At 35.0% G+C, this 25,515-nt stretch carries 23 protein-coding genes; 6 read left to right on the top strand and 17 right to left on the bottom strand.

The window, feature by feature from the left end:
• Window positions 1-75: 75 nt before the first annotated feature.
• The 3 genes from BM260_RS16885 to BM260_RS16875 all read left to right on the top strand — a co-directional run bounded on the left by BM260_RS16885 (window position 76) and on the right by BM260_RS16875 (window position 4,607).
• On the top strand, window positions 76-1,899 hold the full coding sequence (locus tag BM260_RS16885; RefSeq protein ID WP_093538529.1) for a V4R domain-containing protein: 1,824 nt from the start codon (window positions 76-78) through the stop codon (window positions 1,897-1,899).
• 301 nt (window positions 1,900-2,200) lie between these two features.
• Complete coding sequence (locus BM260_RS16880) at window positions 2,201-3,424, top strand: MFS transporter (RefSeq protein ID WP_322788101.1); 1,224 nt, start codon at window positions 2,201-2,203, stop codon at window positions 3,422-3,424.
• A 217-nt stretch (window positions 3,425-3,641) separates the two neighbouring features.
• Window positions 3,642-4,607 (top strand): fumarylacetoacetate hydrolase family protein, encoded by a 966-nt coding sequence (locus tag BM260_RS16875; RefSeq protein ID WP_093538527.1) that lies wholly within the window; start codon window positions 3,642-3,644, stop codon window positions 4,605-4,607.
• 110 nt (window positions 4,608-4,717) lie between these two features.
• Here BM260_RS16875 and BM260_RS16870 read toward each other — a convergent pair whose 3' ends face one another.
• The 11 genes from BM260_RS16870 to BM260_RS16820 form a co-directional block, all read right to left on the bottom strand.
• On the bottom strand, window positions 4,718-6,055 hold the full coding sequence (locus BM260_RS16870; protein WP_093538526.1) for a gluconate:H+ symporter: 1,338 nt from the start codon (window positions 6,053-6,055) through the stop codon (window positions 4,718-4,720).
• An 85-nt stretch (window positions 6,056-6,140) separates the two neighbouring features.
• Window positions 6,141-7,145, bottom strand: coding sequence for a LacI family DNA-binding transcriptional regulator (locus BM260_RS16865; protein WP_093538525.1), 1,005 nt, complete (start codon window positions 7,143-7,145; stop codon window positions 6,141-6,143).
• Between the two features lie 3 nt (window positions 7,146-7,148).
• Entirely contained in the window at window positions 7,149-7,985 is an 837-nt protein-coding gene (locus BM260_RS16860) for an SDR family oxidoreductase (RefSeq protein WP_093538524.1), read from the bottom strand.
• Window positions 7,982-9,055 carry a mannonate dehydratase gene (gene uxuA, locus BM260_RS16855; protein ID WP_093538523.1) on the bottom strand — a complete coding sequence of 358 codons (1,074 nt, stop codon included), beginning with the start codon at window positions 9,053-9,055 and terminating at the stop codon, window positions 7,982-7,984. Before uxuA ends, BM260_RS16860 begins: the two co-directional genes overlap by 4 nt.
• Window positions 9,056-9,071: 16 nt before the next feature.
• The gene (locus BM260_RS16850) at window positions 9,072-9,692 is read right to left on the bottom strand and encodes a bifunctional 2-keto-4-hydroxyglutarate aldolase/2-keto-3-deoxy-6-phosphogluconate aldolase (protein WP_093538522.1); all 621 of its coding nucleotides are present in this window, start codon (window positions 9,690-9,692) and stop codon (window positions 9,072-9,074) included.
• Window positions 9,693-9,706: 14 nt separating this feature from the next.
• Window positions 9,707-10,663, bottom strand: a complete 957-nt coding sequence (locus tag BM260_RS16845; RefSeq protein ID WP_093538521.1) for a sugar kinase — start codon at window positions 10,661-10,663, stop codon at window positions 9,707-9,709.
• A gap of 296 nt (window positions 10,664-10,959) precedes the next feature.
• The gene (locus BM260_RS16840) at window positions 10,960-11,580 is read right to left on the bottom strand and encodes a hypothetical protein (RefSeq protein ID WP_139219938.1); all 621 of its coding nucleotides are present in this window, start codon (window positions 11,578-11,580) and stop codon (window positions 10,960-10,962) included.
• A gap of 20 nt (window positions 11,581-11,600) precedes the next feature.
• Window positions 11,601-12,725 carry an RNA polymerase sigma factor RpoD gene (gene rpoD, locus BM260_RS16835; protein ID WP_093538519.1) on the bottom strand — a complete coding sequence of 375 codons (1,125 nt, stop codon included), beginning with the start codon at window positions 12,723-12,725 and terminating at the stop codon, window positions 11,601-11,603.
• A gap of 29 nt (window positions 12,726-12,754) precedes the next feature.
• Window positions 12,755-14,584 carry a DNA primase gene (gene dnaG, locus BM260_RS16830; protein WP_093538548.1) on the bottom strand — a complete coding sequence of 610 codons (1,830 nt, stop codon included), beginning with the start codon at window positions 14,582-14,584 and terminating at the stop codon, window positions 12,755-12,757.
• A 217-nt stretch (window positions 14,585-14,801) separates the two neighbouring features.
• Window positions 14,802-15,611, bottom strand: coding sequence for a pyruvate, water dikinase regulatory protein (locus BM260_RS16825; protein WP_093538518.1), 810 nt, complete (start codon window positions 15,609-15,611; stop codon window positions 14,802-14,804).
• Between the two features lie 11 nt (window positions 15,612-15,622).
• Entirely contained in the window at window positions 15,623-16,261 is a 639-nt protein-coding gene (locus BM260_RS16820; protein WP_175496337.1) for a helix-turn-helix transcriptional regulator, read from the bottom strand.
• 377 nt (window positions 16,262-16,638) lie between these two features.
• Here BM260_RS16820 and BM260_RS16815 point away from each other — a divergent pair, with 377 nt between their 5' ends.
• Both BM260_RS16815 and BM260_RS16810 read left to right on the top strand, forming a co-directional pair.
• Complete coding sequence (locus tag BM260_RS16815; RefSeq protein WP_245762768.1) at window positions 16,639-16,965, top strand: YrdB family protein; 327 nt, start codon at window positions 16,639-16,641, stop codon at window positions 16,963-16,965.
• Window positions 16,966-17,273: 308 nt separating this feature from the next.
• On the top strand, window positions 17,274-18,656 hold the full coding sequence (locus BM260_RS16810; protein ID WP_093538517.1) for a glycine--tRNA ligase: 1,383 nt from the start codon (window positions 17,274-17,276) through the stop codon (window positions 18,654-18,656).
• A gap of 173 nt (window positions 18,657-18,829) precedes the next feature.
• Here the strand turns inward: BM260_RS16810 and BM260_RS16805 are convergent, their stop codons facing one another.
• The 4 genes from BM260_RS16805 to BM260_RS16790 all read right to left on the bottom strand — a co-directional run bounded on the left by BM260_RS16805 (window position 18,830) and on the right by BM260_RS16790 (window position 22,576).
• Window positions 18,830-19,783: a GNAT family N-acetyltransferase gene (locus BM260_RS16805; RefSeq protein WP_093538516.1), complete on the bottom strand. Its 954-nt coding sequence runs from the start codon at window positions 19,781-19,783 to the stop codon at window positions 18,830-18,832.
• Window positions 19,784-19,935: 152 nt separating this feature from the next.
• Entirely contained in the window at window positions 19,936-20,772 is an 837-nt protein-coding gene (locus tag BM260_RS16800) for an alpha/beta fold hydrolase (protein ID WP_093538515.1), read from the bottom strand.
• Window positions 20,773-20,906: 134 nt separating this feature from the next.
• Window positions 20,907-21,476, bottom strand: coding sequence for a group-specific protein (locus tag BM260_RS16795; RefSeq protein ID WP_245762767.1), 570 nt, complete (start codon window positions 21,474-21,476; stop codon window positions 20,907-20,909).
• Between the two features lie 302 nt (window positions 21,477-21,778).
• The gene (locus BM260_RS16790) at window positions 21,779-22,576 is read right to left on the bottom strand and encodes an alpha/beta hydrolase family protein (RefSeq protein WP_245762766.1); all 798 of its coding nucleotides are present in this window, start codon (window positions 22,574-22,576) and stop codon (window positions 21,779-21,781) included.
• A 605-nt stretch (window positions 22,577-23,181) separates the two neighbouring features.
• On the opposite strand from BM260_RS16790, the gene BM260_RS16785 reads away from it, so the two are divergent.
• Window positions 23,182-23,421 carry a hypothetical protein gene (locus BM260_RS16785; protein WP_093538513.1) on the top strand — a complete coding sequence of 80 codons (240 nt, stop codon included), beginning with the start codon at window positions 23,182-23,184 and terminating at the stop codon, window positions 23,419-23,421.
• A gap of 156 nt (window positions 23,422-23,577) precedes the next feature.
• Here the strand turns inward: BM260_RS16785 and BM260_RS16780 are convergent, their stop codons facing one another.
• The gene (locus BM260_RS16780; protein WP_093538512.1) at window positions 23,578-24,510 is read right to left on the bottom strand and encodes an aminoglycoside phosphotransferase family protein; all 933 of its coding nucleotides are present in this window, start codon (window positions 24,508-24,510) and stop codon (window positions 23,578-23,580) included.
• A gap of 202 nt (window positions 24,511-24,712) precedes the next feature.
• Window positions 24,713-25,501 (bottom strand): DNA repair protein RecO, encoded by a 789-nt coding sequence (recO, locus tag BM260_RS16775; protein ID WP_093538511.1) that lies wholly within the window; start codon window positions 25,499-25,501, stop codon window positions 24,713-24,715.
• Between the last annotated feature and the right edge of the window lie 14 nt (window positions 25,502-25,515).

The raw sequence follows: 25,515 nt of genomic DNA, 5'->3' as shown, positions 1-25,515 counted from the left end.
TTTCTAAATTTTCTGATAAAATACCCTTAATAACACATTTTTCCCTGTAAAGAATTTACGAAAAGAGGCGAACAAATGACTTTACCAACGTTTGACAAAGAGCTGTATACAACATCAAATTCATTTGGCTTATTACGTAAAGAACTTATCGAGCATTTAGGATATGATCATGCAAAAACCTTTTTATTAAGGTATGGATGGAATTTGGGTGTAGCCCATGCAAAAGAAGTAGACCGCATGCAACTTGGGTTACGTAAAAAGTTAGATTCTGCTTCCTCTTATCACCTAAATACCGGACAAATTACGGATTTAGTAACCGAAAGAGTACTACACTTAGATGACCACGATAATATTAAAGAGATTTATGCAAAAGGAGTTTGGATTAATTCATATGAAGCTTCAGAACATTTACAGCATTTCGGAGTGAGTGAAAAGGTTGCTTGTCACACATTGGCTGGATATGCAAGCGGTTTCACTTCTTATTTAACAAAAAAAGAGATATATATTATTGAAGTAACGTGTCGAGCACGGGGAGATGCGGAATGTGCGTTTGAAATGAAGGCACTAGAGGATTGGGATAAAGAAACACAATCATATGTAATTAAAATGAATCACTCTCGTATGATTGATGAATTAAATACAACTTATGAACAGCTTTATCAAGAAAAGCGCTTAACGGAACTAGTGTCCATATTTCATAACAATTTAACAAAAGGACTTACACAAGGAATGAAATTGGAGCAATTATTAGAAACCATTTATGAAACGCTTGGTACTCCAGTTATCTTGCAAGATTTAAACTTAAATTCATACATGACCGCTGGCATTACTCTAGAAGAATTAGATAATTTATACGACGATTTCGCCAAGCAGGTTGGTCAAACCCGTTCAGGCAAGCTTTTGTTGAAACCAATTGAACCCGAACATCCTTTACAAATAGACGGACAAAAGCATACGAGACTCGTTTGTCCCATTACAGTCCATCATCAAGTGATTGGTTATATTGCATTTATTTATCCAACACAGACAAAGGAGTTAGAATTTGAGCGGGACTTTATCCAACGAGCAGCAACCGTATGCTCTCTTCATTATTTAAATGAGAAGTCTAGTTTAGAGGCTATTGAGAATATGAAAGCTTACTTTTTTGAACAGCTATTGCAAAAGCAATATACATCAAAATCTAGTATGAATTATCGTAGCTACTTAATGGAAATAGATTTAAATCAAGCATTTTTTATAGGAAACGTTAAAATCCTCAAAAATAACATGCAGATTAAAGAGCAACAAATACTATCAAAAGTCATCCAAACATTTACAATCTATTTGGAAATGCATAAAATACCTATTTTCATCACCTCATTTCAAGATGAAATAATTTTTTTAATGCAAAAACAACCAAATACATTGGAAATTGCAGAAAGTATAATAAAGCATTTACAGCGTTCCTTCAAAATTTACGATTTTAGAATTGGGATTAGTCGTACCATCCAAGATATTGAAGATATTCCCGAAGCACATCAGCAATCGATTATTGCTTTAAATATAGATAAAAAGCAATCAATTGTCTTATTTGAAAATACTAGTATCATTAGCTCGATTATCAATTCACATAACAAAGCTTCGATTGTTCAATTAGCAAAGCATGAGTTAAAGGCAATTTTAGAGTTAAAAGAAGCAAAAAAAGTTGAATTTTTAAAAACACTCTATATATTTTTAAAGAATAATGGTAATTTACAGCAGACGATGTTTGATTTAAGTTTATCTATGAGTGGCTTAGTATATCGCATTCAAAAACTCGAAGATTTATTAAACAAAAATTTACGGAATTCTAAGGATTCTTTCGAATTAATGTTCTGTATTGAAGCATTAGAAATACTAGGCGAGGTTGAAATCGAATAATTTTTTACAACTTACGCTTTTTAGAGGCGTAGGTTTTTTTTGAGAAAATAATGGTATCTCAATAAATTCTTATGAAAGCAAACGTTGTTTTTAAACAAAGTTTATCTATTTATATCAAAATCAAAAATGCTACGATTTTACTAACTTGAAAGAAAGGGGAATAAAATGAAAACGCTTTCTTAACTAGAGATTTCAGAGATATGTACCACTCTCTAAAGTAAGAAGTGTCCATAAAAATAAGTAATCATTGTTCCATTCTATCCATTTCTGATGCTAGACAGTTTTTAGGAAATTACTACTAATAAGAGGAGGTAACATTATTTTTCCAACAAAGAGTAAAGGCTTTTTAAAGTTTCTGATTGTCATTATCGCATTCCAAGATGTAGCAGCTGGTGTAGCAGGATCTATTATGGCGGATTTAATTGAAGCTTTCCCTGAGTATGCACCATCAACTGTTATGTTAATTGCAACTATTCCTGGACTATTTATGATTTTCCCTTCCTTATTTTACGGTAAACTCTCGACTAAGTTCACATCCCGTAGTTTACTATTTGCTGGTTTAATATTCTTTATGATTGGTGGTATTATGCCATTCTTCCTTGATAATTTATTTTTAATTATTCTTTTCCGAGGATTATTAGGACTTGGTGTAGGGATTACATTACCATTATCGATTGATATTATTACTAGGTTCTTCGAGGATCGTGAGCGCGACTTCTTAATTGGATTCGGTACATCCACGATCGCTTGTGTCGGAGCTATTTTCTTCCAACTTGGTGGTGGTATGTTAGCAGACAACTTTGGTTGGCAATATGGTTTCTTAGTTTATTTATTCCCTATTTGGATTTTAGCAATTACGTTTCTTTATTTACCAGAACCAGCAAAGAAAGTTGCAGTTCATGCTTCTTTGAAAGAGACATTATTCACTGCACCTAAAACGGTATATGGTTTTACTATTGGTCAAGTCTTTTTCTCCATGCTAGTTTTTGGATATGTGACAAACATATCTATTCTTATCCAATCAGAAGGATTAGGAAGCGCCACGGAAGCAGGCCTAGCAATATCCTTATTCACTTTTGGGACATTAATTATTGGTATGTTCTTCTCTAGAATTCGTGCACTCATGCCTATCCAAAACGTACCTCTAGCTATTTTATTAACTGGCGGCGGAATACTTGGGTGTTATTTATCAAATGGCTTAACAATGATATTTGTCGCTAGTTTTATTGGTGGAATCGGCCTAGGATTAGCACTTCCAGGAGTTTTTGCACGAATATCCGAATTATCCAATGAGAAAAAAGGCATTTCATTTGTTGGATTCATAGTAGCTGCACAAGGTCTTGGCGGTTTATTAAGCCCCCTTTTTTACCAGACCATTTTAAATATTACAGGCTTTGAAGGTGGGCGCACTACATTATTGTTTGCTTCACTCGGTTTGACAGGTTTAGCGATTGTATGGTCAATTATTTTAATAATGAGCAATTCAAAGTCACATGCAAAAGATCCCCATGCTCCTGCCCTATAAAAAAACAATACAACTAAAGGGTGTACAAAAAACTAGGAGTCTTATGCTTCTAGTTTTTTTAATACCTTTTATTATTTACATCCTCTCTAAGATATCTCTTTTTAATTTTCAATGACTTTTAGCAGTTTTCCTTGGAAAATTCAGCAGGCTTTTATTGTATTTTTAGAGTCCACTTTCTTCCTATAATGAAACATACTAAATAAAAGGAGGATTCAAAATGGGGACACGTTTATTACGTTTTGAATATGATCGACAAGAATGTTGGGGAATTTATGAAGAAGATTTACGCCTTATAGAGGGAACGTTTCCAACGCTTCGGAGCATATTAACAGATGGACATTCGCAAATTACAAGGGCTAAAACAGAAGGTATTATTATCTCTATGGAAGAAATCACTCTTTTATCACCTATTACACATGACGGGAATATCTATTGCCAGGGAACAAACTATGCTGAACATCGTGAAGAAGCTGGATTTACTCAACAAAAGCCTGCATATAATTTACTATTTATGAAGTCCCCAAGTACATTAAGTGCAGCTAATACAAATATAATATGTCCGCAAGATGTCCAATTGCTTGATTATGAGATTGAATTAGGACTTGTCCTCAAACAAGATATCACAGAAGAAACCAACATTACCACCCAAAATATTGGTGATTATATCGGTGGATTAGTAATTGCAAACGACGTTTCGGCACGCGATATACAAATTGTAGAACAACAATGGTTTAAAGGGAAAAGTTATCGTACATTTTGTCCTACTGGCCCCTACCTGTATTTATTAGAACAAGATGAAATTCACTATCTGAATGATTTAGAGCTAATATTAAGAGTAAATGACGAAGTTCGGCAACATTCCTTTAGCGATCATTTATTGTTTAAGCCGACTGATACATTAACGGAAATGTCGACTATTTTTGATTTACGTATTGGCGATTTAATATTAACCGGGACACCCGGTGGAGTCTGTTTACGATTAAATAAAGATATACTTGAAAAAATGATTGATATAAATACAACGTACGAAGAAAAAATTAACTACTTTGTAGATACCCAAAAAGAAAATGGTTATTTACTACCAGGAGATATAATCGAACTTGAAATTAGAAGCCGTGATCATTATATTGACCTCGGTAAACAAAGATCAACAGTTGTTCAAAGTATATCTGTAAATTCCTAAAAAGAATTACTCGATTATGCCTATTTAGGAAATGGAAGTATCGGTTTACATATAAAAAATGCCTTGCTATACTACTAAAACAGTAGCATCGCAAAGCATTTTTACATGAATTATATAAACAAGCTAAGTAATAATACGACTCCTAATCCTACAATAGAGTTGGTGAATAGAAGAAGTCCCCAAGTTCTGAACGTGTCTTTAATAGATAAATTGAAATACTCCTTAAACAACCAGAAGGATGCATCATTTACATGTGTAATAGTGTTACTTCCAGCTGCAGTTGCTAATACCATTAGAACAGGATTAACATCAAAAGTATGAATAAGTGGTCCTACTATACCTGCTGCAGTAATGGCTGAAACAACGCCTGTCCCAGTCGCAATACGCAGAATAGCTGTAATTAACCATGCCATGATTAGTGGCGATACACTAGTATTTTGCATCATTCCAGCGATAAAGTCACCAATACCAGTATCTAGAATGATCTGTTTGAAGGCCCCACCTGCTCCTACTATAAAGACAATCATTGCAATTCCTTCAATAGCCCCAGAGAAGGAACCCATGACTTCTTTCATCGATCTCCCTCTACTTGTACCGAAAACATAAATCGCTACGAGAACAGCTAGAATCATACTAATCTCAGCACTACCAAAGAAATTAATAATTTGAGAGAAAGTGGTCTCTCTATCTACAAAAATATTGATGATGGTTGCGGCAGTAATAATAATTGCTGGTAGTAAAGGCACTAATAAGCTAACAGCAAATCCAGGCATTTCTTCTTCTGAGAATTGTTTTGATTTCTTCAAAAGAGGTGGAACAGGTAAGTCTAAATTACGTAACATTCTTGGTAAAATAATACCAGCACAAATAACGGATGGAACTACAACAACAATTCCTAAAATATAAACCATACCCATATCTGCACCATAAGCATCTACCAGTGCAGTTGGTCCTGGTTGTGGCGGAAAAATACTATGTGCCATCGTTGCTGCAGCTACCATTGTAATCCCTAATCTTAAATAAGGAATTTTCGCTTCAATAGCAATACTAATTACAAGAGGTGCAAGAATGATAAATGCTACTTCATAAAAAACAGAAATCCCAAATATTGTCCCGACAATTAGTATTGCCCATTCAATATTCTTTACACCGAATTTATTCAGTAAGGTGGAAGCTACACGTTGAGCAGCTCCAGAGTCTACCATTAATTTCCCTAGTACAGCACCCATACCAATTATGATTGCTAAACTTCCAAGTGTACTACCAAATCCAGTTTTTATAGAGATAACAACTGCATCTAATGTTAAACCATTTAAAATACCTACTAATGTAGCTACAATTAATAGAGCCAATACACTATTAAGTTTCACAACTATATTTAGAAATAATAAAAGTGCTACCCCTAATGCTACCCAAATTATTGGAGCGTATTCGATAAACCAATCCATATTCATTTCCCCTAACCCTTTTCAATTTTCATTGAGATGATTTTATAACATGTTTAGAATATCCTTACCTATAATTCTGTTTAACTTAATAGGATTCTCGTGAATTTAAAGTTGCTTTCAAACGATAAACTCCCGTCTCCCCCAAATCTACCTCTTGGTTAATTTGATTTAATAATAGTTTCACTGCTTGATTTGCCATTTCTACGGTAGGTTGAGAAATGGTCGAAATAGTAGGAGTGAAAAAGCCTGCGAATGAAACTTCATCAATTCCAATAACTGCTATGTCATCTGGAATCTTCAAATCATGTTCTTTAATATAATTCAATACACCGATTAACACCCGATCATTCCCTGCAATAATCGCATCAGGCGGTGCATTTAATTGGAACAGTTCACCGATAGCTAAATTTAAATTTTTTACATCCGGAGATTTTATATAATCTGGTACTACAGGCATTTGGAAATCCTCTAATGCCTTCTTATAACCTTGTATCCTTTCCACACGAGGACTTATGTTTCGAATGATTGAAGTAGTTATAATAGAAATACGTTTATAGCCCTTATCCACTAGACTTTGTACTGCAAGCCTTGAAGCATCCATATTATCGAGCATTACAGTTGGTATATCCATTTCATCAATCGTTCTATCCATAAATACTAATGGGATATTTTGGTTAATCATTTCTTTATATAAATCTACGTTACCGCCTGTCGGAAAGATGATAAAACCGTCGACTTGCTTAGCCATTAGCATTTCAATATAATTTCTTTCCTTTTCTGGTTCATCATCTGCGTTACAAACAATAATATGAAAACCCTTTTGGTGAAAATTATTTTCGATTGCGCGTATAATTTGAGTCGAAAATGTATGTAGAATGTTAGCCACAATGACTCCCACCGTAAAAGTCGATTTTTGCTTTAAGCTTCTAGCAACAACATTCGGTCTATAATTTAGCTCTTTAATTGTTTTCTCAATTTTCTTTCGTGTTGTCTCACTCATATACTCATATCGTTTGTTTAAATATTGGGAAACAGTACTTTTAGAAACTTCTGCATGTCTTGCTACATCGGCAATTGTAATGTTTTTCATCTCTTATACTCCTGAGTAAGCCATAAAACCACCATCAACAGCCATCGTTGTGCCAGTGACAAATGACGAATATGATTCATCTACTAAAAATAACAGCGCTCCTAATAGTTCTTCAGGCTTTCCAAATTTTTTCATCGGAGTGGCTGCCATTATTTTTTTTGAGCGAGCTGTATAGTTGCCATTTTCGTCCAGTAATAAATCTTTATTTTGTTCCGTTACAAAAAATCCAGGTGCAATGGAGTTTACACGTAATCCAGCTTCCGCAAAATGAACTGCCATCCACATTGTAAAATTATTTATAGATGCTTTTGCTGCACTATATGCTGGAATTTTCGTTAATGGTGCATATGCGCTCATCGATGAGATATTAATAATGGTCGGAGATTCCGCTTTTAGTAAATCTTTGCCGAAAACTTGGCTAGGTAGAAATGTACCTGTGAAATTCAAGGAAAAAACATCTGAGAATCCACTTTCATCCAAATCAAAAAAGGATTTACTCGTCGCATCTTCTTCGTATTTTTCAGGGCCAGTAATCGCATCTGAATGGTTACCACCGGCTCCATTTATCAAAATATCAACTCGACCAAATTGCTCCAAGATAGCTTTTTTTGCACGAACAAGAGACTCACGATCTAAGACGTCCGTTTCTATGGCGATTGCTACTCCACCTTTGGAAGTTATCTCGTCTACCACCTTTTGACCTTTAGCGGCAGTTCGATTCAAGATGGCAACTTTTACCCCATGACGTACAAGTTCCACTGCCATTCGGGAGCATAACACACCGCCACCACCTGTAATTACAGCAACCCGACCATCTATATTTTCATGAATAGGAATCATTGCGAATCCTCCTTATTTGTTTCAAAAGCATCCCATAACCCTAGTAAATACATGATGCCTAAAGCTCGGTCATATAAGCCATATCCAGGGCGGCAGACCTCTCCCCAAATATGTCGACCGTGATCTGGTCTCACATACCCATCATAATTTTGTTTATTTAACTCTTCTACCACACCTTTTATATCGATAGATCCATCGCTCGTATAATGCGAAGTTTCAGTAAAGTTACCGCTTTCATAAATTTTTATATTTCTAATATGTGAAAATGGAGAGCGTGTTGCATATTTTCTAGCCACTTGGACCATATCATTTTCAGGATTTGCACCCATTGAGCCAGTACACATGGTAAATCCGTTGGAAGATGAATTCGAAATTGCAATTAGTTTCTCATAGCTTGCTTCGCCAGTAATAATACGTGGCAGACCAAAGATTGAATACGGCGGATCATCAGGATGAATAGCCATTTTAATGCCAGCTTCCTCAGCTACTGGTAAAATTTCATTTAAGAAATAAGCAAGATTAGCCCAAAGCTTAGCTTCATCAACTTCCTTGTATGCTTCGAATAATTCAGCAATATGAGCCATTCTTTCTGGTTCCCATCCTGGTAAGGACAAGTCAGAGGATTCACTTACTGTTTTAACTAATTCTTGTGGATCTATATTATCTACTTTTGACTTTTCGAAAAACAATGCAGTTGAACCATCTTCTAGTGGATGGAACATTTCCGTACGAGTCCAGTCGAATATTGGCATGAAATTATAACAAATTACTTTTACACCGTATTCTCCAAGATTTCGAATCGATTGCTTGTAGTTTTCAATATATTGGTCACGCTCTTCGTTCCCTAATTTAATAGATTCATGGACATTCACACTTTCCACTACATCGGTATGAAAACCGTATGAATGTATATAATCGATTTCCTCTTTAATCTCTTCTTTTCCCCATATTTCCCCTGCAGGCTTTTGATGGAGGGCCCATACGATTCCTTTAACACCTGGTATTTGTTTTATATTTTCGAGTGTTACTGTATCATTGCCTCTTCCGTACCAACGAAAAGTCATATTCATGATATACTCTCTCCTCTCAGTTTTTACTAGCATCTATATACTTTTTACTTGCTTCCACAACTGCGTCATATCCACCAACTTTATACGCTTTGTTCAAATCACTTCCAACACCTACTGCAACTGCGCCAGCTGCTAGCCATTCCTGCATATTATTCGCATTAATGCCACCTGTCGGCATTATTTGAACATGTGGAAGAGGACCTTTAACAGATTTAATAAAAGAAGGATCAAAATTGTTAGCCGGGAATAGTTTCAATATATCGCATCCTGACTCTAACGCTTTTACCATCTCACGAATTGTCATACACCCTGGTAAATATGGAATTGCATATCTATTACAAACGGTTGCCACTTCCTCACTAAAATGTGGACTAACGACAAACTTTGCACCATTTAGGATTGCATGTCGAGCAGTTTCCGCATCAAGTACTGTACCTGCACCTAAAACTGCATCTATTTCTTGAAGTTCTTCAAATGCTTTCTGGACTTGAGGAGTTGTATAAGTTAACTCAATAATTCGAATTCCACCTTCAACTGCTGCCTTTGTTAATTGAACAGCTTCCTCAGCGCTATTTCCTCTAATTACTGCAACGACCTTTGACTCTGTAACTTGTGTCAATGTAGAATACTTTGTCATTTTATATTTCCTCCTTATCGCTCAATAACTTTATCGTTTCGTATAAAAGCTAGTACTTCCGATAGTTCAGGAAGCCCTTCATTATCCCCGGAAACCGTAGTCACAAGTGCACCAACTCCATTAGCAAACTCCAGTCGCTCGTTTGGTTCATATTCATGAAGATATGAATAAATATAGCCGGCATCGAAGCCATCTCCCGCTCCAACTGTATCTATTGGCGTCACTTGAAATGCCTCTTGTTTATACCAATTATTATTGGTATAAACTCTTGCACCATTCCCACCATCTTTTATGACTAACTCTGAAATCTTGAAGCGCTTTGCACATTCAACTAAGGCCTGTTCTGTTGAATCACCTAAAATCATCTCGATTTCATCTAACCCAGTAAGCAGTATATCTACATAGGGGAAAATATTCATATATGCTGCGGTTGCTTCTTCAATTGTCCATAACTTCAAACGAATATTTGGATCAAATGATACTGGTATATTTTTTTGATTAGCAAGTATCAATAGTTTTTTCGTTATTTCTATATTTTTTTTATCTATTGCCATAAAAACACCAGTTAGATGAACTAAGTCAATCCCATCTAACATTTGTTCTGTAATATCACTAGGTTCCATCGTTAATATTGGGGACTGGTAACGATAATAAAACGTTTTTCCTGATCCATCTTCTCGAATTTCCTTGAAATTCAAGGATGTAGGGTAGCCCTCGACCAACTTAACCTCAGAAACATCGATACCCTCACCACGTGCAAAGTTATATATTACTCGTCCAAATTCGTCCCCACCTAATCGACTCACCCATTTAGAGTTGAGTCCTAAACGGGCACAACCAATCGCAAAGTTTAACTCTGCTCCCCCTACTTTTCTTGAAAATGTCGGTACATATCTCATTGGTCCAGTTACAGATGGATTAAATGTTATTAAAGCATCTCCTAATGTTAGTACACCAAAATCTGTATCCATTGAACCTAACCCCCTATAACAATATATTCTTTTTCATAAATCGGTTTAGTAAATCGGTTTATAATGATTATATATTGAAAGGGTTTTCAATATCAAGTACTATTTACAATTGTTCGTCAATTAATGCTAGGAAATGCTTCAATAATACACGACTCCCTCGTCTATCTATTCGGTTTAGATACTCACTTTTCCAAATGAATATCATAATTTATCATCTAATAAAAAAATACCAACAATCATTCACATTTCTGAATGTTTGTTGGTATTTGTATTTTTTATTGATGCAAGTGATAAATTTAAATGAATATATAATATCCAATTATTAATAAAACTCCTAAAACTCCGGAAATACTAAAATATACTAACTTCATCATTAAGCCGGAAAACAGCCATAATAGACAATTTCCGAAGATTAATCCGATTAACACTAAAGGTTCCTCAACAAAATATATGTCCCATACTTTAAAAGATAAACCTAACAGCAAAAGCGCGGAAAATACGAACAGCAGGGGTGCCATTAGAGATTTATTTTTTACTAGTTTAATAGCTATGTATAAAAAAGAAAGAATTGCAACTGCCACAAGAATAATAGGTATAAAAACAGCAGTCGTCATCACAAATAAGCTCGCTAACAAGATTGCAGTCAACAAACCAACTACTACATACAATATAACTTTATATTTTTGGTTTTTTGCTAATACTGCTTTCGACGCATTCTCCGTTTGCTCTTCTTCCTGATTTTCACCTTGAGCGTATAAAGTGAGAAGGAAATCACAATAATGCTCCGGCAGCAGCTTGTTTTTTTTCCAAAATGAAATTTCATTCATTATTATTTGTTTACGCTGAAGTGACATGTTAGTCCTCTTTTCATCTGGTAAACCAGTATTATCAGATTCATAGAATGTTGAAAAAGACATCCGCAGTGGATGTCTTCATTCTATTCTAAAAAGTCTTTCAGACGCTTGCTTCTAGAAGGGTGACGTAGTTTGCGTAATGCTTTTGCCTCAATTTGACGAATACGCTCACGAGTAACTCCAAAAACTTTACCAACTTCTTCAAGTGTTCTCGTACGTCCGTCATCAAGACCAAAACGTAAACGTAATACATTTTCTTCTCTGTCAGTCAACGTATCTAAAACGTCTTCCAATTGCTCTTTAAGCAGTTCATAAGCTGCATGATCAGATGGTGATTGTGCATCTGCATCTTCTATGAAGTCTCCTAAGTGAGAATCATCCTCTTCCCCAATAGGTGTTTCTAAGGAAACTGGTTCTTGGGCAATCTTCAGAATTTCACGCACTTTTTCTGCTGGTAAGTCCATTTCTTCCCCGATCTCTTCTGGAGATGGTTCACGACCTAAATCTTGCAATAATTGACGTTGAACACGTATTAATTTATTAATTGTTTCTACCATATGCACTGGAATACGAATTGTTCTTGCTTGGTCTGCAATTGCACGTGTGATCGCTTGACGAATCCACCAAGTTGCATACGTACTAAATTTGAATCCTTTACGATGGTCAAACTTTTCAACAGCTTTAATAAGACCCATATTACCTTCTTGAATAAGGTCTAGGAATAGCATGCCACGTCCAACATAACGTTTCGCGATACTTACTACTAGACGAAGGTTAGCTTCTGCTAAACGTTTTCTTGCTTCTTCATCACCTTGTTCGATACGCTCAGCTAAAGCGATCTCTTCAGAAGCTTTTAGTAGGTCTACTCGTCCAATTTCCTTCAGGTACATACGAACGGGGTCATTGATTTTGACACCTGGTGGAACACTCAAATCATTTAAGTCGAAAGTCTCTTCTTTCCCTTTCATTAAACGATCCAAATCTTCCTCATCGCCATCTTTACGGCTAAGTTCGATATTTCTACCTTCAAGATTATCGATAAATTCTTCAATTTGATCAGATTCAAGCTCAAAATGAGCTAATTTTTCTGCAATATCATGGTACGTTAGTTCACCATTTTTTTTACCTAATTCGATTAATTGTTTTTTTGCCTCTTCTAAAGATAATTCAATTTCTGTTTCTTTTGTGCGTTCGGACTTGTCCGCCATAAGAAATTCCTCCTTTTGCTACCGGATAGTTACTCTAAAGTTTTCAAAGACTTTTTCAACTGTATTGCTTCTTGAGCGAGTTCTAAAGCCTTTGAAATATCACTCATTTTTTCTGCTTCTTTCGCTTCATGTAACTTACGTTTAATACGCAGTTCAATCCGGTATTTTCGTATATGGCGCAAACAGTCCATGACTTCCTCTGTTTCATGCTCTGGATCACGTTCTGAGAGCGCTGCTTCCATTACTATTTTTCTTAACTCAGCATCGTTTAATACTTCTAAAAAACGTTGATAATCTCCATCTGGATACTCTTCATAAAACCCAGTTAAACGAACAAATACTACTTCATAGGCATCTCTGATAAAACATTGATCTTCCAAGTCTCTTCTTGCTATATCAATTACACTAGGATTATGAAGCATATGGGATAATAATATCCGCTCAGCTCTTTCATCTGCGGATATTGCTTTCTTTATCTTCGTCATTTCTGGTTTAATTGTTATAGGGATAGAAGATTCCTGTTTAGATTGTTTTGCTTTTTTTCCTTGAATTTTGCGTAGGTGTTGATAAATTGCTTCTTCTGATACATTCGTTTCTTGTGAAAGCTGACGTATATACAAATCACGTTCAACTGAAGAACTTCTATCACTCAGTATTTCCAATATCTCTTGGATATACTGTAAAGTATCATTTTCATTATTAAAATTTTTGTCCCTTTTTGAAACAATCATCATAAATGATAAATAAGAATGTGGTTTTTCAATAATCTTTGTTCTAAATGCTTCTTCCCCATAGTTTTTAATGTAATCATCCGGATCCATTGCATCCGGAATAATTGCAATCTCCGTTTGTATTTGTTGGGCCTGTAAAGCAGTAGAAGCTTTTTTAGCAGCTTCCATACCTGCTCGGTCCCCATCAAAACACAACGTAACATGAGAAGTGAGTCTATTTAGTTTTGTTATATGAGATGACGTCAAAGCGGTACCCATAGTTGCAATACCGTTCTCAATACCTGCTTTAGAGGCAGCGATTACATCGAGAAAACCTTCAAAAACAATTACATTACGTTGTTTTCGAATATCTAATCTTGCTTTGTCCAAGTTATAAAGCACATGGCTTTTTTGGAATATTGGAGATTCAGGACTATTCATATATTTAGCTTCATTCTCATGCTTTTCGAGTATTCTACCGGAAAAAGCGATAACATGCCCAGTTTCATCAAAAACTGGGAACATAATTCTTCCACGAAATCGATCGAAATACTTTAATTCATTTTCTTTTCGGATAATGAGCCCAGTTTTCTCAATTTCTTGTAAATCCATACCTTTACGTTCAAGTAACGTAGTTAAAGCATCCCATTTCGGTAGGGACCACCCTATTTTATACTTTTCGATAATCTCCTTAGAAAACCCTCTTTCCTCCAGGTAAAGTAATGCATTTTCTCCTTCCTCTGTATGAAGTAGTAAATGATGATAATAATCACTTGCAAACTCATGTGCTTTTTTCATCAGAGTAACCTCTTTAGAAACAGGCGCTTTTGACTCTGTATCACCAGAAGTACGTTCTTCAATAGTCATACCAATTCGACTACCAAGTTTACTAACCGCATCGTGAAAGGAAAGATTTTCAATATCCATTAAAAATGTAATTACATTTCCACCAGCACCACAACCAAAGCAGTGAAAAATTTGCTTTTCCTGTGTTACTGAAAAAGATGGTGTCTGTTCACCATGAAAAGGGCATAAACCGAAATAATTTCGACCTCTTTTTGTCAGTTGAACATATTCACTTATGACGTCGACAATATCATTGTTATTCCTAACTTGTTCGATTACCTCTTCTTCTATACGACCCGACACTTTTTCACCATCTTTACTTGCTCCTTTAATAATTCGTGAAAGGAAAGAAAAATCCTGCAAGAATCGACAAAAAAATCATATAAAATATCTCTTAATAGCTATTTTTCCACAAACTACTATTATAAAACATTTTAGATTATTAATCTATTCTTTATTTATTCGATAAACAATAGAAAAAACCTTTTCACAAACGTGAATCGGTTTAAAAATTCCTAAATTATTTTTGTTGAATATGATTTATTACTAAATTAGCAGTCTCTTCAACAGCTCTATTCGTCACATCAATAACTTTACAGCCTATTTTTTTAGCTATTTTCTCGAAGTGAAGAATTTCCTCGTTGATTCTCTCTATTTTAGCATAACTTGCATCATCATTTAAACCAATTGCTTTCAGTCTTTCTTTTCTAATAGAATTTAATTTTTCTGGTGTGATTACCAAACCCACACATTTAGCTGGATCTACTTGGAAAAGTTGCTCTGGTGGCTCTACTTCTGGGACGAGTGGAACATTCGCCACTTTGAATCTTTTGTTTGCGAGGTATTGCGATAATGGCGTTTTAGAAGTTCTCGAAACCCCTATTAGAATGATATCAGCTTGGAGTAAGCCACGGGGATCTCTTCCATCATCATACTTAACTGCAAATTCAATGGCTTCAATTTTTTTGAAATAGTCTTCATCTAACTTTCTTACTAAACCAGGCTCTTCAAATGGTTTTTCATTTAATTCTTTTTCAAATAGATTAATAACCGGTCCTATTAAATCTACAGATTCCAAATTGTATAAGTTACAGTATTCTACTAATGCTTGACGCATTTTAGTTTGTACCAGTGTATACAAGATTATAGCACCTTGCTCTTTAGCAAGTTCTGTAATTTCTTTAATATGGTCTAAAGAATCAATATGAGTAAATCGCTTAAATTTAGTGTGCTGTAGACCAGGTCTAAACTGACTTACTGCCGCTTTTGCTACTAGTTCGCCCGTTTCTCCAATTGAATCCGAGACTATAAACAGGTTTAGCATTTTCATCGTTTCACTCCTTATAGATCATGGTCATCGGCTAATGATAAAAAGGCACGAGTAATATTAGTTTTTGTAATTCTACCAATTACTTCTAACCCTTCTTTTCCTTCTTTTACAACAGGTAAAGAATCAATTTGACGATTCATTAACTTCTTGGCCACTTCAAAAAGTGTATCCTCTTTCAAACAATATGTTATATTAGGCATTCTTGTCATAATCATATGTACTGGGATTTTGTTCAAATCATGGTTACCAATACTTGTTCGTAAAAAGTCTTTTCTGGAAAGAACTCCTGAAAGCATTGAATTTTTATCTAGTACAAATAATGACCCTACATCCTCTAAAAACATATGGCATATAGCATCATACACCGTCATACTTTCATCAACAACTGCAGGAATTGATTGAAAATCTTTCACCATCATTTGAGCTATATTGTCTGAAATTGCTTGGCTCGTTTTTTTGCCAGAATAAAAGTATCCCACACGTGGTCGAGCATCTAGAAAGCCTGCCATCGTTAATATAGCTAAATCAGGACGTAAAGTGGATCTAGTTAAACTAAGTCGCTCCGCTATTTGTTCGCCAGTGATAGGACCGTTTCCTTTTACTATGTCCAAAATCTCATTTTGCCGTTTGTTGAGTTCGATTGGATTCACCGCCTCAAAGTGTTATACTTAATACTAAAGTATTGTAGCATATTGAAACCCTACAATCAAAATTAAGAATCCTGGATATACCAATGTTTCAAGGAATTAAGTCATATTTGTGCTTTTCCTTTAACCCAACTAATATTAGTTATTTTAGAGAATTTTTAGGGGGAACAAAAAACATAATCTTGACAAGCGTAAGTACAAAAATGGACCATCCTTTCATATTTAAAATAAACCACCTTCCATTACCCTGGTTGGTGGTTTTCAGCTTTTATATTTCTAGTTTTCTACTACAAAGTCACATTTTCAGACCTGTAAAAATACGAAACTATTTACTCAAAGTTTAAGTATAAAGACTAATAAACTTAAAAAGGATGGTTTCAATGGTAATTAATATAGCGTTACGGTTTATTTTAGAAGTATGTGCCCTTGCTTTTTTGGCGTACTGGGGATTTCAAAGTAGTCAAGACCTTCTTATAAGGTTGCTATTGGGCATAGGATTACCGCTGTTTATTGCAATTTTATGGGGTGTTTTTGGATCCCCTGCAGCTCCAATACCTTTCAAAAGATTTCATCGGCTATTGCTAGAACTATTAATATTTGGTTTAGCTGCATTAGCATTATTCTTTTCAGGTAAACCAACTTTAGCAATTATTTACGCAACGACCGTGTTAGTAAATCGTTTACTAATATACTTATGGGATCAATGAAACTTATCACTTTGTTGTTTGTCTATTCTTTCTAAGTGATTGCGAAGTAAAGTGGCTCGTGATACAATAGCTACAAATAATAAAGCGTTGAAGAGCATTAATAAGTACTACACTAAAGCGAGTGGAGATAGTGAAAGACCACATTGTAGGAAAACGGCAGCTCGGAGCTTATGCTTTTAAAGTGGATTGTTTTTTAGCAATCAATCGGGGTGGAACCGCGGGTTATAAACTCGTCCCCGGGCATTTTTGCCCGGAGACGAGTTTTTTTGTATTCCGGGTTAAAAGAAAAAATTAATGGAGGTTTTTAAATGACAATTACAATGGAAAACGTAGTTAGTTTAGCAAAACAAAGAGGTTTTGTATTTCCTGGATCTGAAATTTATGGCGGTCTAGCAAATACATGGGATTACGGCCCCCTTGGAGTGGAACTAAAAAATAACATCAAAAAAGCTTGGTGGAAAAAATTTGTACAAGAATCACCTTATAACGTAGGTTTAGACGCAGCAATTTTAATGAATCCAAAAACTTGGGTAGCATCTGGTCATATTGGTAACTTCAATGATCCTATGATTGATTGCAAAAAGTGTAAGTCACGTCACCGCGTTGATAAAATTATTGAAGACGCTTTAGACAAAAAAGGTATTGAGATGGTAATTGACGGACTTTCATTCGAGAAAATGGAAGAAATCATGAAAGAGCACAATGTAGTTTGTCCATCTTGTGGTGCTTTTGATTACACAGAAATTCGCCAATTTAACTTGATGTTCAAAACGTTCCAAGGTGTAACAGAAGCTTCTACTAATGAAATCTTCTTACGTCCTGAAACAGCACAAGGTATATTTGTAAATTATAAAAACGTGCAACGCTCTATGCGTAAAAAAATGCCTTTCGGTATTGCACAAGTAGGTAAAAGTTTCCGTAACGAAATTACACCAGGTAACTTCACGTTCCGCACAAGAGAATTCGAACAAATGGAATTAGAATTCTTCTGTAAACCAGGCGAAGATATGGAATGGTTTGAATTTTGGCGTACCTATTGTAAGGACTGGTTGTTAAACCTTGGAGTGTCTGAGGATAGCATCCGTTTACGTGATCATTCAGAGGATGAACTTTCTCATTACTCAAACGCAACAACAGATATCGAGTATAAATTCCCATTCGGTTGGGGTGAACTATGGGGTATTGCAGATCGTACTGACTTTGATCTAAAACAACATATGGAGCATTCTGGGGAAGATTTCAATTATATTGACCCAATTACGAACGAACGCTATGTACCTTATTGCATCGAACCATCTTTAGGAGCTGACCGTGTAACATTGGCATTCCTATGTGAAGCATTTGATGAGGAAGAATTAGAAGGTGGAGATATTCGTACAGTATTACGCTTCCACCCTGCTTTAGCACCGATCAAAGCAGCAATTTTACCACTGTCTAAAAAACTGTCTGAAGGTGCAACTGCTCTATTCTCAGACTTAAGTAAACATTTCATGGTAGATTTTGATGAATCCCAATCTATCGGTAAACGTTACCGCCGTCAAGATGAAATTGGAACACCTTTCTGTATCACATATGACTTCGATTCAGAAACAGATGGCCAAGTAACTGTCCGCCACCGCGATTCGATGGAACAAACAAGAATGCCAATCGCCGATGTAAAAGCATATATCGAAGATCACTTACAGTTCTAAGTGAAACTTTATTAAAATTAATAACGCAAGAATGATGGTTATCAAGTTAAACCATCATTCTTGCGTTTTTATTAACAGAGAGATAAGAGCATGCTTCATGAATTTTTGCGAAAGTTCTATTTGTTCTTTGTTAATAGCAAAAGGGCCATTAACTGTAGATTCAGAGCATAAATTTAAAATTCTCTGATACTCATTTGATTATTTTTATTCAATTGATTGTAAGCATCAATAAGCTCTTCTACTGGAACATTATCTATTTTCATACCAGACAAATCACTATTTTGTATTTCTACATTTCTTAGATTACTGTTACTAAATTTACTTCCTTCCAGATCACATCTTTCAAATGTGATTGGCATACTTGCATCTCCAAGGTTTGTATCAATAAAATTAACTCCACCTAAAGTGACGAATATCATTTCACTGTTAGAAAGATTTAAATCGGCATAGAGTGAATTTCTAAGATTTAAATTTTGGAACTTTGAGTGGCTGAGATTACAATTGCTTATATGACTATTCATTACATTGCTGTTACTGAATGAACTTCCTTCTAAATTTACACCATAAAACTCCGTTGTTGCCATATCGCAATTCTCGTATTGGGTACTTGAAATATTTTTATTTTTAACTAAGTTTTCTATTTCCGATGAAGTTTCTATTTGCTTTAGATAACCATATTCCTCTTCGGTTTCAAAGGTTGTTCTATAGCCCATTTTTTCATAAAAGTAATGGTTGTTAATTTGTCTACCTGACGTTTCAAGGTCCCAAGTTCTAACATTAGGAAACTCATCCTCTATTAAATTTATTGCCCTTGAACCAATTCCATTACCTTGGTAGTTAGGGTCAATGAAAATACGGTCAATTCTTCCGTAACTCGCACCAGAAATAGTTATTATTATTCCACCTACAATTTCTTTATCCCGCAAGATTTTAAAATACTCCAATTCTCTAATCATATACTTAGTCATCTCAATAGAAGTATATCCTGGTGGCTGAATATTGTAATCAACTACATTTTCTTGATTTGGAAGCCACTTTTTCAATTCTTCATCAAAAGTCCTTTTCTTAATTTCTGTTAGTTTTTCAGCATCCGTAATGGTAGCTTTTGCAATGGTTATAAGTGACATTTAAGTATTCCCCCTTTGTATTTATCCTTATATTACCATGAGGTAGTGGCATTTTTTTCTTCAACTAAACTGCCTCGTTGGTTCAATAAGAAAAAGCACCCCTTACAGGCAGCCACTTGCAAGCTAAAGCACCCACTTGAAGAATATTTTTATTATATTACACTTTTTAAAACTTCCTTAAATTCGAATTCTTCTTCTAAAAATGGATAGTGGTTACTTTGTTCAAAGATATGGAGTGAAGCATTTGGAATTAGTTCACTCATTTCAATTGAAAAATCCACAGGACATTGAACATCATGTCTACCACAAAGAATGATAGTTTTTGCTCTAACTGCTGATAATTGACGAGTAACATCAAAAATCAGTTGTTCTCTACTAAAAAAGTTCAATCTATTTGCAGACAGTTTTTTAGAGATATTTTTCGAGAAGTATTGTTCAAAATTTTCTGGTTCAAATAAAGATAGTTGAGTTCTTTCTTTAGACAATCTATTCCGTTCATCTCCCGTAAGGCTTTGCGGTTTTAGTAGTTCCATCAATTCTTGCATCCGTTTAAATTTAGGATGTCCTTCATTGTAAATACACCTACTTGATGTTGAACTATATTCTCTTGCAGAGGAGCCTACAATAATAAGGGATTTTAAAGAAGATGAAAAATGAATTCCATAAAGAACACCAATCATTCCACCAGTTGAATGTCCAGCAAATGTCCAGGATAGGTATCCATACACTTTTCGAATCTCTTCAAGGTCAAGTACTGCGTCCACCATGCTTAATTCATGTGCATTTCCTGCTTTATCGGAGTTCCCTGCGTCTTTTAAATTAACTAAAAAGACTTTATTATTTTCTATAAATGTTTCTGCAAAGTAGTCTCCAGACTCATTAAATTCCGAATAATGATGAGTTATACAAACAGGTTCACCCTCTCCCTTTACAAACACCTCAAAGCGTCCACGATTAGTTTCAATCAACTCTTTTTTCCACTCCGACATAACAACTACCTCCTTTAAAATCATCTCTATATTTCTTCTTCAACTGAACTGCGGCGTAGGTTCAATTAGAACAAAGGCTTTACTCCTCTTAGTAGAACAAGTCGCAGACTTATCTTACTTATTATTTAAACTAATTATGTTTTAACTGGAGCAACACTCCAGTTAATCTTATTAACACCTTTTACATTAATGTTTCCTAAACTCAAAATATGAGGAATATATGCGAACATCCCAAAGTTAACACCTTTTTTATGTTCAACTGAGAAGTAAGCTAATGTGTCCGATGGCAAAAACGAACATTCTTGATATGAAATTATATCAATGATTTGAACTTCCTCATCAGGTATATCTTTAGCTGGACCGTTATAATTTTCTTTATTATAGAAATATATAGCATTCTTATTTTCTATCAATTTATTCGTTGGTATTTCATAAAACACCAAATCTTTTTTAATACTTACTCCAAGAGAATGTAAAGCTTCATAGACATAGTAAGGATGAAGGGGTAGTAAAAAAATTACATCATTCCATAAACAATTTAATTTGGGAATGCTTTTCAATAATAAGCTCGCCCTTTCTGGATGGTTAAAATACTTTTTTGAGTAGGTTTCATAAAGCTCGGGATGCAACAATTTTATCTCATTAAGAGAAATAAGAAGTTCCCTCTTCATTTCTTTTGGCACCATATGATAAACATAATCCATCAAAATACCTCCCCAAATAATTTTTATTCCTAAAATGACAATTCCCTATATATTCTTTAATTCCCTTTTCTTCACTCATACTACCTAGGAAACTTGAAGATAAACAGACTGATAATTTATGGAATAATATGCTATAATTGAATTAACTTAAAGACAGGAAACCGCTAGAGAAGAAGTACATTCTCTAGCGGTTTTATATTGTTCTGCCAACTCCCACCTAAAATAACCTACGGCTTTTATATCAATAAGAAAAAAAGCTGCCTTTGGCAACCCATGATTTTTAACTAAAGCACCTCATTAGTTCAAGAACATGAACTTTCTTTTAAAGTTTCCAGTGAATCGGTCACTGACTTCCATGCCGATGATGACGGATCGATAACCATAAAATGTTCTACTTCTGGAAGTACTACCAAACGAACTTTATCGCCCTGTTCAATAGCCCTACGATGATACTCAATACTCAAATCAACTGGCACATGGAGGTCTAATTCACCATGAATCAAAATTTGCTCGACATTCAAAGGCAACAATTCTATCGGTGAAGCTAACCTATAACGTTCAGATACTTCTTGGGGTGATCCTCCAATAAAAGACGCTATGGGACTATTCATCCCTTTTTCCTCATGGATTTCCCACATCCTCCTCAAATCCAAGACCCCTGCCAAACTTATTACGCTCCGTATAGGTATCAGCAACGTTTTACCGATCTCGTTCGTTTGAACTTTGTTAAATCGGGATGCCAACCAGAGAGCCAAATGTCCCCCTGCTGAATGCCCAAGGATAACTACCCGAGAGAGATCGAGCTGAAAGCGTTCCTTAAGTTGGGTGAGGTGATTTACAGCATCTATAACATCAATAAATGTTCCCGGCCAACCTCCACCATCTTCTCCGACTCGACGATACTCAATATTCCAAGTAGCATAACCACGACGAGTCAAATCTTCATCAATTGGTGAATTTTCTTCAAGTCCGTATTTCGATTGCCAAAAACCACCATGAATCGTAATAACTACTGGACTTAGTCCAGATAAATCCGGCATACGCAATACACCGAATTGGGACGGGTGATCTCCATATGATATATGAACTGTTTCTGTCAATATAAAAACCCCTTTCACTATAATAAGTAACTATCTATTTTCTAAACTACGCTACCTCTTTAATTCAACAAGAAAACCCATATCTCCTGTTTTATTGAACTAACCTGCACCTTTAGTTCAATAAAAAAGGCTTTACTCTTCTTAAAGTAAAACACCCGTTAGCTTAACAATATTTAATGTCGTTTTTATTTGTTATGTCGTTTTTTTACATTTGGAAATTCACTGCTGTTAATTTTGTTCCAAATTTTTAATGCACTTGGATAACAATTATTAATCGAATGTTTTTCACTCACCAAAAATATTTTATCGAAGACCTCATGTATCACTATAGCTAATTTTTCAAAAGAGAATTTAATCCTTCTTGAACTAAAACATCCATAAGTTGAATAAGACCTTCTCTTTTATTACCTTATGGCCGCACTGCTTATTAACCAACTTGCTAAGTGTTTTCAGTCATTCTGTGGTACTATCATTTAGTACATATTGAAAGGAATTTTGCCATGAATATTTTAAACAAGTTGATCAGCATACCGAGCTTGTAGGGAGTACCGCTACATTCCTTGATGCTCCTTGCAAGCTCGGGTTTCTCAAGGGAGCTGATTCACATGAAAAACCGTACCAAAGCCTATACTCGTCACCAGCGAGAGCGAATCATTCAAAAAAAGTTGTCGATTTTACACACTGTCTTTCAATTGGAAGACGAGTACTTGCCTATACGCGGTACATTAAGCAAAGGAAAAGTTCACTGTTCTTGTAAGCTGTGCCGATTTGAGCAATATTACGCAATTCCTAAAGCTAAACATAAAGCAAAATTGAAAGCGATGCTAAAAGAAATAGACGATTAAGTCTATTTCCTTTTTTATGTCGTATTATAAGTAAAATGCGACATAGAACTCCCTTTCTCATCTTCAACTAAACAGCGGCGTTACATTGAAGGTATTCCAGTTACAATCTTTGCTACTAATTGATTATTTTAAGGATATAGTTATTTTTTTCGTTTCTTATAGAACTTCCCAATAATTTTTATTATTTAAATTTCTAACACACCATTGATAATGACCGTCTTCGCAATTATGAGAATAAAAATTGGCAGATATATAGCTATATATTAGAACATAGAAATATAATCTCTTTCTAACATCTTCACCTAGTGTTGAAATAATTATGTTTAGGTATCTCTCATATATATTTGTATTCAACTCATTATACATATCAAAACATACCCATCCTATTGCTATATCGAATAAGTTGTCCCCGTACATTGTCATTAATCCAAAATCTATTAATCCTGTAACCTTCCCACTCTCATTAATCATTACGTTCCCAGGATAAAAATCTCCGTGAATTAAAGAATATTCACCTTCATACCCTAATGACAATATTTCTACTAATTGTTTAACTTTAGCATCATAATTCACAACATCTCTTTTTAAATAAGACTCCAGTTCCTTTCGTTTTCGAAAAATTTCTTCTTTCAATAAATCAAACCAACTATTTATATTTAATGATGAAATCTGCTGATCATTGAATAGGATGTATCCTTCGAGATTAGGTTTTATTTTCACAGATTTCAATTCAATATTTGCATTAAGATAAGTTTCCATCATATTATTTTGTTCTATATAATTCATCTTTGAGAGCATACTTTGTAAATTATTACCTTCAATTCGTTTTTCAATAGTTACTAATATGCCGTTTTCCTCAAAGGTATCGTAAATAAAGGGAAGCTCATAGCTCAAAGAACTTGAATCAATCTTGGAGTAAAAACCTTTTAGAATTCTTTGCTTATTTGAATCGGACATATCATTATACAATTTCACAACTTTATTATCGTCATAAGCATAAACCTCGGATTCCATGCCTGAACCTAAAAAATTTGATTTAGAAATACCGAATTTATCCAATATTATTGATTTAGCATTAAATATTGTCATCTAACACCTCTATATTTTCTTTTAAAAATGATTTTGCTTCCTCTTGAAGTAAAACACTCGTTAGTTTAAGTACATCGTTTCACATTCTTAATTAAACCTCTTCTTTTGTATATGCATTAACTCCACAATTCAATATAAGTTCACAACTCTCTGTGTGAAGCATAGCATTAAAATAGCCAATAAAAAAACCAAGTCCAAAGAATTACTCTTCTTCGGGACTTGGTTTTTCTTTTTTAGGTGTGAAAAACTCTGGGGTTTTCTCCATTTGGTCCAAGAAGTGTTGGGACTTTAATCGAATTCCGACCTGTTCACTATAAATAGTGCGCACAATCTTTTTGATAAAGCCCTTCGTTTCTTTTTTTAGTGTTAACTTCCCTACTTGATCGATAGGAACTGTATAGAAAGTTCGGATAAGCTTCACTTGGGATGGAGAAAGTCTAATTATATATGGGTCAATGGAAAAACAACGATGACAAAGAAATCCGATTTGAGAAAAAGAAAAAGCAAACTCCCCATCTGTTGCACCACAATTGGTACATTGATGAAGCGTTGGATAAATACCAGCTGTCGGGAGAAGCTTCCATTCCACAAACAAACTTATCGCCTCTGGATCATACTCTTCTGAAATTGCATGTAACGCTTGCTGCAAAATATCAAATAGCTGTGGCTTTGGTGCCTCATCATCGATTAATTTATCTACTAACTCCATTATAAAACTTGCATACGCTGTAGTAAAAATATCTTCTCGAATAGACCGCATCGAGTCAATAATTTCACCTTGCTGCAAAGTCCCCATTCCTTTTCCTTGCTGAATCAAAAAATAGCCGTACGTAAAAGGCTGTGAGATCGAAGCTAAACGACTCGTTGGTTTTTTTGCCCCTCGAGCCATCGCTGCTCTCTTCCCTAATTCACGTGAAAAAATGGTAACGATTTTATTCGATTCGCCATAAGGAGAAGTTCGTAAGACAATACCCTCTACTTTTTGTAGCAATTGCCTTCCCTTCT

This window comes from Psychrobacillus psychrotolerans, from assembly GCF_900115805.1.
GTDB lineage: Bacteria > Bacillota > Bacilli > Bacillales_A > Planococcaceae > Psychrobacillus > Psychrobacillus psychrotolerans.
Note: the sequence above shows the minus strand (reverse complement) of the source record. Positions and strands in the feature narration are given on the sequence as shown.

Coding starts and splice junctions, on each gene's coding strand:
- BM260_RS16870 (WP_093538526.1), bottom strand. CDS start 6,055: ATGGATTGGTTTATCGAATACGCTCCAATAATTTGGGTAGCATTAGGG.
- BM260_RS16785 (WP_093538513.1), top strand. CDS start 23,182: ATGAAAAACCGTACCAAAGCCTATACTCGTCACCAGCGAGAGCGAATC.
- BM260_RS16875 (WP_093538527.1), top strand. CDS start 3,642: ATGGGGACACGTTTATTACGTTTTGAATATGATCGACAAGAATGTTGG.
- rpoD (WP_093538519.1), bottom strand. CDS start 12,725: ATGGCGGACAAGTCCGAACGCACAAAAGAAACAGAAATTGAATTATCT.
- BM260_RS16800 (WP_093538515.1), bottom strand. CDS start 20,772: ATGTCGGAGTGGAAAAAAGAGTTGATTGAAACTAATCGTGGACGCTTT.
- BM260_RS16840 (WP_139219938.1), bottom strand. CDS start 11,580: ATGTCTTTTTCAACATTCTATGAATCTGATAATACTGGTTTACCAGAT.
- BM260_RS16795 (WP_245762767.1), bottom strand. CDS start 21,476: ATGGATTATGTTTATCATATGGTGCCAAAAGAAATGAAGAGGGAACTT.
- BM260_RS16860 (WP_093538524.1), bottom strand. CDS start 7,985: ATGATTCCTATTCATGAAAATATAGATGGTCGGGTTGCTGTAATTACA.
- BM260_RS16850 (WP_093538522.1), bottom strand. CDS start 9,692: ATGACAAAGTATTCTACATTGACACAAGTTACAGAGTCAAAGGTCGTT.
- BM260_RS16780 (WP_093538512.1), bottom strand. CDS start 24,510: ATGACAATATTTAATGCTAAATCAATAATATTGGATAAATTCGGTATT.
- uxuA (WP_093538523.1), bottom strand. CDS start 9,055: ATGAATATGACTTTTCGTTGGTACGGAAGAGGCAATGATACAGTAACA.
- BM260_RS16815 (WP_245762768.1), top strand. CDS start 16,639: ATGGTAATTAATATAGCGTTACGGTTTATTTTAGAAGTATGTGCCCTT.
- BM260_RS16810 (WP_093538517.1), top strand. CDS start 17,274: ATGACAATTACAATGGAAAACGTAGTTAGTTTAGCAAAACAAAGAGGT.
- BM260_RS16825 (WP_093538518.1), bottom strand. CDS start 15,611: ATGAAAATGCTAAACCTGTTTATAGTCTCGGATTCAATTGGAGAAACG.
- BM260_RS16845 (WP_093538521.1), bottom strand. CDS start 10,663: ATGGATACAGATTTTGGTGTACTAACATTAGGAGATGCTTTAATAACA.
- BM260_RS16885 (WP_093538529.1), top strand. CDS start 76: ATGACTTTACCAACGTTTGACAAAGAGCTGTATACAACATCAAATTCA.
- BM260_RS16865 (WP_093538525.1), bottom strand. CDS start 7,145: ATGAAAAACATTACAATTGCCGATGTAGCAAGACATGCAGAAGTTTCT.
- BM260_RS16805 (WP_093538516.1), bottom strand. CDS start 19,783: ATGTCACTTATAACCATTGCAAAAGCTACCATTACGGATGCTGAAAAA.